Genomic DNA, 11620 nt, shown 5'->3' with positions numbered 1-11620 from the left:
GTCAGGGTCCCTTCGGGTCGTCGTTGGGCATGACGGCGGTGGCCTTCGCCGGTTCGGGGTTCAGACCGGGAATGATCGAGTTGATCGTGATGGAGACGTTCGCGGTGACGGCGTCGTCGTCCTTCGTCACGACGACCTTCGCGGTGAGTCCTCCCCGCACGGCCGCCTTGCCCGCCGCCTCCCCGCCGGTGCCCTTACGGGCCTCCACCCGGGCCGCCGTACGGGCGGCGGTGTCCGCCTGTTCGTGGACGTACGCCACCCAGCCGAGCTGGATCCCGCAGAGCGCGACGAACAGCAGGATGGGGACGAAGCCGATGTACTCCAGGGCGACCTGACCCCGGTCGGAGCGTGTGCGCGGTGTCCTCACGTCCTCACTCCTCCCTCTCCATGGCCGCGCCGGCGGTGCCGTCCAGCTCGCCGAAGTTCAGTCCGGGGAAGAGGACCGGGATCCGCACCGTCACGGTCGCCTTGTAGACGTCGCCGGCCTGACCGCAGTCGACGGCCATCCCCCAGGCCGAACCGATGTGCTCCCCCGCGGCGGCGACACACGCCCCGTCGTCCTTCACCGCCCCCGCGCGCGCCGCCTCGTCGGCCGCGTTGCCGACGAGGGAGAAGGCGTAGCCGATCAGTACGCACTCCCACACCGCCGCGACGAGCAGCAGGATGAGCGGGACCATCCCGACGAACTCGACGGCCACCTGGCCGCGGTCACTCCTCCGGTCCCGGCGTACGGGCATGTCTCAGCCCTCCCGGCCGCGCCGCAGGCGGGCCACCGGGCCGGCCGCGCGGACCGCCAGGGCCGCGCCGCCGGAGCGGCCGACCGGAGTCGGAGCCGGCGCCAGGGCGCCCTGGTCCGGGATCGCGGCGGCCTCGCCGGGGGCGGTGAGCAGGCCCAGTTCGCCGGCCAGGGTCCACAGGGCCTGCTTGACCGTCGAGCGGTTGTCGAGGTCCTGGACCCGGCCGGCGTCGACGACCGCCTGGAGTTCCTTGAAGGCGGCGGGGACCGGGGTGCGGGTGGGGCGGGTCCGGGTGATCTTCTGGATGAGGGCGGGCTGGATCTCGGTGTGCTTGCTCCAGCGGTTGACCACCATCGTGGTCTCCTCGGCCTTGCGGACCTGGAGCCGTTCCCACATCCGGACCATCCGCTTGGCGGCCCGTACGGCGACCACGTCGGGGGTGGTGACCATGACGGCGACGTCGGCGAGTTCCACGGCGGTGGCGTTGGCGCCGGTGACGACGGTGCCGCAGTCGATGACGACGAGTTCGTAGCGGGCCCGCAGCGCGCCGATGACCTGGCGGGCGGCCCGTTCGTCGACCTCCTCGCCCCGCTCGCCGTCGGCCGGGGCCAGCAGCAGGGCGAGGCCGGTGCGGTCGTCGTAGACGGCGTCCTGGAGGACCCGGGGGGAGATGTCCTGGATGCCGGCGAGGTCGGCGATGGAGCGGCGGAACTGCACGTCGAGGTAGGAGCCGACGTCGCCGGCCTGGAGGTCGAGGTCGACCAGGGCGGTACGCCGTCCGGCGGCGGCCGCCGCCAGCGCGAACTGCACGGCGGTGAAGGTGGTGCCGACGCCGCCCTTGGCCCCGGTGACGGTGACGACCCGCCCGCCCGGCCCGGTCGGCACGCGCACGCCTCCGCCCAGGTGGCGGCGTACGCCGACGGCCCACTGGGCGGCGGCCTGGACGCGGGCGGCGAGCTCCTCGTAGCCGAGCGGCAGGCCGATCAGGCCCCGGGCGCCGGAGTCCATGGCAGCGGAGAACAGGCCGGGGCCGGCCTCCGAGGACAGCAGGACCACGCCGACCGCGGGGAAGCGCAGGGCGACCTCGCGGATCAGTTCCAGGGCGGGCACCGGCCCGATCCGCTCGTGGACGAGGACCACCTCGGGCAGCTCGTCCACGGATGCGGCGGCGAGGCGGGCGAGGGTGTCGAGCAGGCTGGTCGAGTCGGGGACGGGGGCGGCCGGTTCGGCGTCCGGGAGTTGGCCGATGAGGGCCACGATGGCGCGGGCGGCGTCCGGGTCGGCGGCCGCGGGGAGGATTCGGGTGGTCATCCGGGCCTCACTTGTCCCCGTCGAGGGTGTACGTGCGCTCGCTCGGGCCGGGCGCGGATTCGGTGCCGGGGGCCACCAGGGCCAGGCGGACGTGCACGGCGAAGGACTCGGCGTAGGCGACGCGCTGGGTGTCCTTGGTGTTCAGGGCGAAGGTGATCGGGACGACCTCGGCGGGACCCTGTTTGTTGCCGTCCTTCTCCAGGGAGGTCAGTTTGCCGACGCCGAGGACGCGGGCGTTCGGGACGATGATCACGGACCGGGCGGGGTCGGTCTCCTTGGCGCCCTTGAAGGTGGCGATGATGTTGACCTTGGCGCCGGAGGTGATCTTGCCGGCCACGCCCGTCTCCGCGTCGACCATGATGGCGATCTCCTGCTCGCCGGCCTGGAGCTGCGGTTTGTCGACGACCATGTCGCTCTGCAGGAGCGAGCCCTTCTTCAGGGTGGTGAGCGCGATCTTGCCCTGGAGCGCGCCGAGGTCGGTGACGGCGGTCTCGGAGAGCCATCGCTTGGGGACGGTGACCTGCTCGAACTGGCCCGCCGTGAGCGGGCTGTACGGCGCGATGTCGCCCTTGACCCGGTACGCGACCACCTCGGACCCGACCTTGGAGTTGACGTCGCCGATGACCACGAGGACCCCGCCGAAGGCCGCGAGGGCGCACAGGACCGACAGCAGGAGCAGGATGACGCCGCGGCGCTGGCGTGAGTTCATGGGCCGTACTACCTCGCCGTTCTTCGTTCGTTCGGGCCGGTCAGGATCGGGATCTGGAGCGGGTGCGCGCGTGCGCCCGCGCGCCTGACGACACGGGGCTCGCGGACGGTGCCGTGGCGTGCGGGGCCGTGGCGTGTGGTGGTGCGGCGGGCGGCGGGGCCAGCGGGGCGGCGCAGAAGCCGCAGCGGTCGCCGATGAGTTCGAGGCCGCACCAGCGGCAGCGCTCGCGGCGGACCGAGGCGACGAGTTGGTAGAGCACGGACACGTCCGGGATGGCGGCGGCGAACTCGACGAGCTTCGGGGTCGCCCACCAGCCGGCGGAGTCGGCCGGCAGCGGGTTCTCCATGACGCCCTGCACCTGCCAGGCGGGTGCCAGTTCGGCGGTCACCCAGTCGGAGGTCAGCTGCCCGCGCGCGAACGTCAGGTGCGTGGCGAAGGTGGGTCCGGGCGGCAGGACGGAGGCCCCGGGCGCGGGCGCGGCCCCGAGCCGGGCGAGGTGCGGCTGTGGATGGGCGAGTACGGCGAACTGGGCGGACGGCGACCAGGACCGCGCGTGCGCCTTCAGCCCGACGGGCACCCGGTCCAGCTTCGCGACGGTGCCCAGCAGGGCGCCCGCGTAGACGTAGTGGGACAGCAGGCGGGCGGCGGAGGCGATCACGCCGGGGCTGAAGTCGCAGACGGTGAGCTGGCGCAGCTGACGCACCAGCACGGCGACGCCGAGCGGCGGCAGATCGATGTCGAGGAGCGCGATCCGATCGCTCTCCAGGATGGCCCGGACGGTGTACAGCCGGCGTGTGACGGCCGCCGGCAGCCACGGCGGTACGACGACCAGCAGGTGGCCGTGGCGCTCCAGCAGGGCGGTGGTCTCGGCGAGCGAGGCCTCCAGGTCGGCCTCGCCGGACGGGCGCAGGACGGCGGCTCCCGGGGTGTGCCGGTCAGGGGCCGGCAGCACCAGGTCGGCGCTGGTGACAGCGATGGCGGTCGGCACGTGAATCCCCCCGTTCACCCGTTACGCCACGCCCGTTGGCGTGGTCGTCACGTACGCGCACGTACTGCGCGACCGCAAACGATCGACGCGCTTCCCCCTTGCCCGAGCACCTTATCCGCGACGCCCCTGACAGGGCAGGGCCTTGGTGATTCCTGTGCCGGAAGCACATGTCACAGGTGCTCGGAAACCCGGACAACAGGGATCGGGTGTCCGTTCATTTCAAGCCACTTCGCAAACACTCTTGACACGGGGATTGGTCTGGACCACCTTGGCCGCACCGGAACTCGCGTGCGACGTCCGACCCGGGGGATCCCCACTCCCCCCTCTTGTCTCGCGTACCGCCCCTCGTTCACTCCTTCCCTTCCTCCCCCCACGGAGCCCATGTGAACCGCATACGATCCCTCGCCCTGTTGGGTGCCGCGGCCCTCGCCGCCGGCGGCCTCTCCGCCCTGGCGACGGGCACCGCCCAGGCCGCCGACGTCAACGTCGCCCGTAACGCAGGCTTCGAGTCCGGCCTCGCCAACTGGTCCTGCTCCGGCGGGTCGGGCGCCGTCGTCGCCTCCCCGGTGTTCGCCGGCGCGGGCGCCCTCAAGGCCACCCCGGCGGGTTCGGACAACGCGCGCTGCAGCCAGACCGTCACGGTCAAGCCGAATTCCACGTACACCCTGAGCGCCCAGGTCCAGGGCAGCTACGTCTACCTCGGCGCGACCGGCACCGGCACCCAGGACGTCTCCACCTGGACCCCCGGCTCCGGCTCCGGCTGGCAGAAGCTGTCGACCACGTTCACCACCGGGGCGAACACCACCCAGGTCACCGTCCACACGCACGGCTGGTACGGCCAGCCCGCCTACGTGGTGGACGAGTTCAGCGTCTTCGGTCCGGACGGCGGCGGCGGCACCGACCCCGGCCCGAGCGTCCCCGGCGCCCCGGCGGGAGCCGCCGTTTCCGGCCAGAGCGCGAACGGCCTCACCCTTTCGTGGAACGCGGTCAGCGGGGCGGCCGGCTACCACGTCTACCGGGACGGGACCCGCGTACAGACGGTGTCCGGCACGAGCACCCCGATCACCGGCCTGTCCCCGTCCACCTCCTACTCCTTCCAGGTGAGCGCGTACAACGCGGCGGGCGAGGGCCCCCGGTCGGCGCCGGTGACCGGCACCACGACCGGCGGCGGCGACCCGAACCCGAACCCCTCGGTGCCCAAGCACGCCCTGACCGGCTACTGGCAGAACTTCAACAACGGCGCGACCGTCCAGAAGCTCTCCGACGTCTCGGCGCAGTACGACATCATCGCCGTCTCCTTCGCCGACGCCACGACCACGCCGGGCGCCATCGCCTTCAACCTCGACTCGGCGGGCCTCGGCGGCTACACGGTGGCGCAGTTCAAGGCCGACATCGCCGCGAAGAAGGCGGCCGGCAAGTCCGTCATCCTCTCCATCGGCGGCGAGAAGGGCACCATCACCGTCAACGACTCCGCCTCGGCGAACAACCTGGCGAACTCCGCCTGGGCGCTGATGCAGGAGTACGGCTTCACCGGGATCGACATCGACCTGGAGAACGGCCTCAACCCGACCTACATGACGCAGGCCCTGCGCGCCCTGTCGGCGAAGGCGGGCCCCTCGCTCGTCATCACCATGGCCCCGCAGACCATCGACATGCAGTCCACGCAGGGCGGCTACTTCAAGACGGCGCTGAACATCAAGGACATCCTCACCGTCGTCAACATGCAGTACTACAACAGCGGCTCGATGAACGGCTGCGACGGCAAGGTCTACTCCCAGGGCTCGGTGGACTTCCTGACGGCCCTGGCCTGCATCCAGCTGGAGGGCGGCCTCGACCCGTCCCAGGTGGGCATCGGGGTCCCGGCCTCGCCGAGCGGCGCCGGCAGCGGCTACGTCTCCCCGACCATCGTCAACAACGCCCTCGACTGCCTGGCCCGCGGCACGAACTGCGGGTCCTTCAAGCCGTCGAAGACCTACCCCGGGCTGCGCGGTGCGATGACCTGGTCGACCAACTGGGACGCCAAGGCGGGTAGCACCTGGTCGAACACGGTGGGTCCGAAGGTCCACGGGCTCCCGTAGGCGGTAGCTGTGGGGGTGGCCTGAATCGGCTCGGAACGCACCACGCGTTCTTGACCCGGACATGCCATGAGAGCACGCTGTGCGCGTCCGCACGGCTACCCCCCACACTCCCGACCCAGGAGAAACGCATGCGGCTCCATACCCGCCGGAGGGCCGCCGTCACGGCGGCCCTGCTGGCGCTCGCGCTCGGCGCACCCGCCTACGGCATGAGCGCGACGGCAGCGCCACCGCCGACCCCGTCCACCGCCACCCAGGACGAGGCCCTCGGCCAGTACGAGATCCACGGCCCGGCCACGCCGGCGGAGCGCTCGGCCCTGACCCGTACGGGCGTCTCCATCGACGAGGTGGACGCGCACTCGGTCGTGGTCACCGCCGACCCCGCGCAGGCCAAGGCCCTGCGGGCGCTGGGCTACCGGTTGAACGCCCTGCCCGGCCCGCCGGACCGCTCCGAGCGCGGGATCGCGGCGAGCCCGAACGACTTCCCGTCGGCGGACTCGCGCTACCACAACTACGCCGAGGCGAACGCGGAGATCGACCAGCGCATCGCCCAGTACCCCGGGATCATGAGCAAGCGGGTCATCGGGAAGTCCTACCAGGGCCGCGACCTGGTCGCGATCAAGATCAGCGACAACGTGGCCACGGACGAGGCCGAGCCCGAGGTGCTCTTCACGGCCCACCAGCACGCCCGTGAGCACCTCACCGTCGAGATGGCCCTGTACCTGCTCAAGGAGCTCGGTTCCAAGTACGGCGCCGAGTCCCGCGTCACGAACATGGTCAACGCCCGCGAGATCTGGATCATCCCGGACCTCAACCCCGACGGCGGCGAGTACGACATCGCCACCGGCTCCTACCGCTCGTGGCGCAAGAACCGCCAGCCCAACGCCGGCTCCTCCTACGTCGGCACCGACGAGAACCGGAACTGGAACTACAAGTGGGGCTGCTGCGGCGGCTCCAGCGGCAGCAAGGGCTCCGAGACCTACCGCGGGCCGGCCGCCGAGTCCGCCCCCGAGGTGAAGGCGGTCTCCGACTTCGTGCGCGGCCGGGTGGTGGGCGGCAAGCAGCAGATCAAGGCCGCCATCGACTTCCACACGTACAGCGAGCTGGTCCTCTGGCCCTTCGGCTGGACCTACAACGACACCGCCCCGGGCCTGACCGCCGACGACCTCGCCGCCTTCAAGAAGGTCGGCACGAGCATGGCGGCGAGCAACGGCTACACGCCCGAGCAGTCGAGCGACCTGTACATCACCGACGGCACGATCGACGACTGGCTGTGGGGCGACCAGAAGATCTTCGGGTACACCTTCGAGATGTACCCGGCCGGCTCGGGCGGCGGCGGCTTCTACCCGCCCGACGAGGTGATCGACCGCGAGACGAGCCGCAACAAGGAGGCCGTGCTCCAGCTCCTGGAGAACGCGGACTGCATGTACCGCTCGATCGGCAAGGAAGCGCAGTACTGCTCCTAGCCTCCTGCGTGTCCCGACCCGGGACGAGGGCGCCCCACCGCCAGGGGGGCGCCCTTCCCGCGCGCGCGGCGCGCCGGTCAGCCCAGTACGGCCAGCGCGTCGATCTCGATCAGCAGACCGGCCGGGAGCCCCACGTAGACGGTGGTGCGGGCCGCCGGGGCCTCCTTGAGGCCCTGCTCGTCGAAGTAGGCGTTGTAGATCTCGTTCATCTCGGCGAAGTGGCCCGTGTCCGTCAGGTAGACGCGCAGCATCATCACGTCGTCCCAGCCCGCGCCGCCCGCCTCCAGGACCGCGCGGACGTTCTCCAGCGTCTGGAGGGTCTGCTCCCGCAGCGTCGGCCCGGCGGTGGTCGGCGGCTGCCCGTCCACGTGCGGCAGGAATCCGACCTGGCCGGCGACCTGGAGGATGTTCCCCTTGCGCACGCCGTGCGAGAACCGCGCGGGCGGGACGGTGTGGGTGTCGGGGGTGACGGCGGTCTTCTCGCTCACGCGTGCTCCTGAGTTCCTGTGGGGCGGGGGATACCTGAGTAGTCCTGGCTGACGGCGTCCGCGGTACGCCGCACCAACGGCAGCAGTTCGAGCAGTTCGGCGGCGGTGACCACCACGTTCGGCGCCGAGACGGACAGCGCGGCGACCACGCGTCCGTTCGGCCCGCGCACCGGGGCGGCCACGCAGTTGATGAACTCCTCGTGGCCGCCGAGGTCACTGGCCCACCCCTGTTCGCGGACGAGGGCCAGCTCGCGCAGGAACGCCTCGGCGTCCGGCGTCGAGCGGGAGGTGTGGCGCGGGTAGTCGATCCGGCCGGCCAGCGCCTGCCGCTCGGCCTCCGGCAGGTCCGCGAGCAGCAGTTTCGCGACGGCTGCCACGGTCAGCGGCACCGGCTTGCCGATGCGCGAGTACATGCGCACCGGGTAGCGGCTCTCCACCTTGTCGATGTAGATGACCTCGTCGTCCTGGTGGACGGCGAGGTGGACGGTGTGCCCGGTGGCCGCGTTGAGGTCGACGAGGTGCGGATGCGCGATCTCCCGTACGTCCAGGCCTTCCACCGCCTCGGCCGCCAGCGCGAACAGCCGCGCCCCGAGCCGGTAGCGGCCGTCGGGCTGGCGGTAGACGAAGCCGTGCGCGTGGAGGGTGCGCAGGAGCCGCAGCGCGGTGCTCTTGTGCACGTCGAGGCCGGCCGCGACCTCCCCGAGGCCCACCGGTCCGCGCGCCAGGGCGGGCAGGATCAGCAGCGCCCGCTCCACGGACTGACTCACGCCGCATCCCCTCCCCGTGGTGGGCACCTTCCCCACGGGGCGCCCGAGGCGGGACGTTGACCCACCGTCATCCGGGATGTTAGACAGCATGCGGCGCACGACGCAACGACCGTTGCAGTGCACGCAACGCCCTCGACCCGGGAGGCACGTCCATGCCCAGCGACTCCGTCCAGGCCCTCGCGGCCCTCGCCGACGAGCCGGTCGACCACCGGTTCAAGGGGCTGCCCCCGGACGCCGAAGCCGCCGGCCTCACCGTCGGCGAACTCGCCTCCCAGGCCCGTGACCTGTACACCGGCGGGTTCACGACCCCGGTCCTGACGCTCGACGCGGACGCGCTGGAGCACAACCTCACCGTCCTCGGCACCTACGCGAGCCGCCACTCCCTCGCCTTCGCCCCGCACGGCAAGACGAGCATGGCCCCGCAGCTCTTCCACCGTCAGCTGGAGCACGGCGCCTGGGGCATCACCGCCGCCGTCCCCCACCAGGCCCGCGTCTACCGCGCCTTCGGGATCGAGCGGATCTTCCTCGCCAACGAGGTCGTGGACCCCGTCGCCCTGCGCTGGATCGCCGCCGAACTCGTCGCCGACCCCGCCTTCCGGTTCGTCTGCTACGTCGACTCCGTGCGCGGGGTCCGGCTCATGGACGCCGCTCTGGCCGGGCGGGGCGCCGTCGTGGACGTGGTGGTCGAACTCGCCGCCGGCGAGGAGACCCGTACGGGCGCCCGGAGCGACGACGACTGCCGCGCCGTCGCCGACGCCGTCGCCGAGACCGACACCCTGCGCCTCGTCGGCATCGCCGGCTACGAGGCCCAGGTCCCGGACGCCGACCCGGCCAACGTCCACGCGTACCTGCGCCGGATGACCGCCCTGGCCGTCGAGTTCGACAAGGCCGGACGCTTCGCCCCCGACCTCGCCGAGATCGTCGTCAGCGCCGGCGGCTCCGAATGGTTCGACGCGGTCGCCGACGTCTTCGCCGAGATCCCGGAACTCTCCCGTCCGGTCCTGCGGCTCCTGCGCTCGGGCGCGTACGTCTCCCACGACCACGGCTGGTACACCCGCCTGACCCCCTTCAACCGGATCCCCGCCGAGGGCGGCCTGCGCCCCGCCTTCCGGCTGTGGACGCAGGTCGTCTCCCGCCCCTCCCCCACCCAGGCCTTCGTCAACGCGGGCAAGCGCGACATCGCCTACGACCTCGGCCTCCCCGAGGCCGAGCTGGTCCGCGACCCCCTGACCGGCGAGGAGCGCCCGGCCGCCGGCGTCCGCGTCGTCAAGCTCTCCGACCAGCACGCCTGGCTGGAGACCGAGGCGGAGGACGACGTACGCGTCGGCGACTGGGTGGCGCTCGGCATGTCGCACCCCTGCACCATCTTCGAGAAGTGGCAGCTGATCCCGGTCGTGGCCGCCGACGGCACCGTCACCGACTACGTCCGCACGTTCTTCTAAACGCCGGGAGGACCCCCGTGGACCTGGTCATCCGGGGCGCCCGCGTCGCCGACGGCGCGGGCGGGCCCTCGTACAGCGCCGACGTCGCCGTGCACGAGGGCCGGATCGTCGAGATCTCCCCGGCCGGCGGGCTGCCCGGGGGCCGCACCACCCTCGACGCCGACGGCCTGGTCCTGGCCCCCGGCTTCGTCGACATGCACGCCCACAGCGACCTCGCCCTGCTCCGGGACCCCGACCACAGCGCGAAGGCCGCCCAGGGCGTCACCCTCGAAGTCCTCGGCCAGGACGGCCTGTCCTACGCCCCGGCCGACGAGGCCACCCTCACCGGCGTCCGCGCGGCCATCGCCGGCTGGAACGGCCCCGGTGACGACGTCGACTTCGACTGGCGCACCGTCGGCGGATACCTCGACCGCCTCGACCGCGCCCACGGCGGGCAGGGCATCGCGGTCAACGCCGCCTACCTCGTCCCCCAGGGCACGGTCCGCGCGTACGCCCTCGGCTGGGACGACCGGCCCGCCACGCCCGCCGAACTCGACCGGATGCGCCGGCTCGTCGCCGAAGGCCTGGAACAGGGCGCCGTCGGCATGTCCTCCGGCCTCACCTACACCCCCGGCATGTACGCCTCCGGCGCCGAACTCGCCGAACTGTGCGCCATCGTGGCCCGTTACGGCGGCTACTACTGCCCCCACCACCGCAGCTACGGCCACCGCGCCCTCGACGCCTACGCCGAGATGATCGCCCTGACCCGCGAGGCCGGCTGCGCCCTGCACCTCGCGCACGCCACCATGAACTTCGGCGAGAACCGCGGCCGCGCCCCCGAACTGCTCGCCCTCCTCGACCGCGCCCTCGCCGGCGGCGCCGACCTCACCCTCGACAGCTACCCGTACACCGCGGGCTGCACCACCCTGGCCGCGCTGCTGCCCGGCTGGGCCGGCGCGGGCGGCCCGGACGCGGTCCTCGCCCGGCTGCGCGACGACGCCACCGCCGAGCGGATCCGCCACGCCCTGGAGGTGGAGGGCTCCGACGGCTGCCACGGCGTCCCCGTGGACTGGTCGACCGTCGAGATCTCCGGCACCGCCGACCCCGCCCACGCCCACCACGTCGGCGCCCGCCTCGACGGCTGGGAGAGCGCCCGGCGCCTGCTGATCGCGGACCGGTTGGGGCCGACGATCCTCCAGCACGTGGGCCACGAGGAGAACGTCCGGGCGATCATGCGCCACCGCGTCCACACCGGCGGCTCGGACGGCATCCTGCACGGCGCCAAACCGCACCCCCGCGCCTACGGCACGTTCCCGCACTACCTCGGCCACTACGTCCGCGAACTGGGCGTGCTCACCCTGGAGGAGTGCGTGGCCCACCTCTCGGGCCGCCCCGCCGCCCGCCTGCGGCTGCCCGACCGGGGGCTGGTGCGCGTCGGCTACCGCGCCGACCTCGTCCTCTTCGATCCGCGCACGGTCGCGGCCGGGTCCACGTACGCCGCTCCGCGCACCCTGCCGACCGGCATCCCGCACGTCATCGTCGACGGCCGCTTCGTCGTCCGCGACGGGCACCGGACGCAGGTCCTGGCCGGTCGGACCGTACGACGCACGCCCGTTGGGGCGTGACCCGCACGTCGGAGCCGACCCATACGATGACCG

11 protein-coding genes are annotated in these 11620 nt (G+C 72.5%); 4 read left to right on the top strand and 7 right to left on the bottom strand.

The genetic code is table 11. From position 1 onward, the window contains the following. Position 1 precedes the first annotated feature (1 nt). Genes M4D82_RS21280 through M4D82_RS21260 form a run of 5 tightly spaced genes read right to left on the bottom strand, consistent with a single transcriptional unit; the run spans position 2 to position 3745 of the window. Positions 2 to 367 carry a TadE/TadG family type IV pilus assembly protein gene (locus tag M4D82_RS21280; protein WP_249767551.1) on the bottom strand — a complete coding sequence of 122 codons (366 nt, stop codon included), beginning with the start codon at positions 365 to 367 and terminating at the stop codon, positions 2 to 4. Between the two features lie 4 nt (positions 368 to 371). Continuing rightward, complete coding sequence (locus M4D82_RS21275; protein ID WP_249767550.1) at positions 372 to 737, bottom strand: TadE/TadG family type IV pilus assembly protein; 366 nt, start codon at positions 735 to 737, stop codon at positions 372 to 374. Positions 738 to 740: 3 nt separating this feature from the next. Beyond that, positions 741 to 2048: a CpaE/TadZ family protein gene (locus M4D82_RS21270; protein ID WP_249767549.1), complete on the bottom strand. Its 1308-nt coding sequence runs from the start codon at positions 2046 to 2048 to the stop codon at positions 741 to 743. Between the two features lie 7 nt (positions 2049 to 2055). Next, positions 2056 to 2757, bottom strand: a complete 702-nt coding sequence (gene cpaB, locus M4D82_RS21265; protein ID WP_249767548.1) for a Flp pilus assembly protein CpaB — start codon at positions 2755 to 2757, stop codon at positions 2056 to 2058. 40 nt (positions 2758 to 2797) lie between these two features. Then, entirely contained in the window at positions 2798 to 3745 is a 948-nt protein-coding gene (locus tag M4D82_RS21260) for a hypothetical protein (RefSeq protein ID WP_249767547.1), read from the bottom strand. 383 nt (positions 3746 to 4128) lie between these two features. On the opposite strand from M4D82_RS21260, the gene M4D82_RS21255 reads away from it, so the two are divergent. Together M4D82_RS21255 and M4D82_RS21250 are read left to right on the top strand one after the other, a co-directional pair. Then, positions 4129 to 5823 (top strand): chitinase, encoded by a 1695-nt coding sequence (locus tag M4D82_RS21255; protein WP_249767546.1) that lies wholly within the window; start codon positions 4129 to 4131, stop codon positions 5821 to 5823. A 128-nt stretch (positions 5824 to 5951) separates the two neighbouring features. Further along, a complete protein-coding gene (locus tag M4D82_RS21250) occupies positions 5952 to 7286 on the top strand; it encodes a M14 family metallopeptidase (protein ID WP_249767545.1) in 1335 nt (444 codons plus the stop codon). 77 nt (positions 7287 to 7363) lie between these two features. Here the strand turns inward: M4D82_RS21250 and M4D82_RS21245 are convergent, their stop codons facing one another. Continuing rightward, positions 7364 to 7774 carry a RidA family protein gene (locus tag M4D82_RS21245; protein WP_249767544.1) on the bottom strand — a complete coding sequence of 137 codons (411 nt, stop codon included), beginning with the start codon at positions 7772 to 7774 and terminating at the stop codon, positions 7364 to 7366. Next, positions 7771 to 8541 carry an IclR family transcriptional regulator gene (locus tag M4D82_RS21240; RefSeq protein WP_249767543.1) on the bottom strand — a complete coding sequence of 257 codons (771 nt, stop codon included), beginning with the start codon at positions 8539 to 8541 and terminating at the stop codon, positions 7771 to 7773. Before M4D82_RS21240 ends, M4D82_RS21245 begins: the two co-directional genes overlap by 4 nt. 152 nt (positions 8542 to 8693) lie before the next feature. On the opposite strand from M4D82_RS21240, the gene M4D82_RS21235 reads away from it, so the two are divergent. Both M4D82_RS21235 and M4D82_RS21230 read left to right on the top strand, forming a co-directional pair. Further along, on the top strand, positions 8694 to 9983 hold the full coding sequence (locus tag M4D82_RS21235) for an amino acid deaminase (RefSeq protein ID WP_249767542.1): 1290 nt from the start codon (positions 8694 to 8696) through the stop codon (positions 9981 to 9983). A 17-nt stretch (positions 9984 to 10000) separates the two neighbouring features. Then, complete coding sequence (locus tag M4D82_RS21230) at positions 10001 to 11587, top strand: N-acyl-D-amino-acid deacylase family protein (RefSeq protein ID WP_249767541.1); 1587 nt, start codon at positions 10001 to 10003, stop codon at positions 11585 to 11587. Positions 11588 to 11620 lie beyond the last annotated feature (33 nt).

This window comes from Streptomyces sp. RerS4, from assembly GCF_023515955.1.
GTDB lineage: Bacteria > Actinomycetota > Actinomycetes > Streptomycetales > Streptomycetaceae > Streptomyces.
The sequence above is the reverse complement of the archived record's forward strand: the minus strand, read 5'-3'. Positions and strand labels throughout refer to the sequence as shown.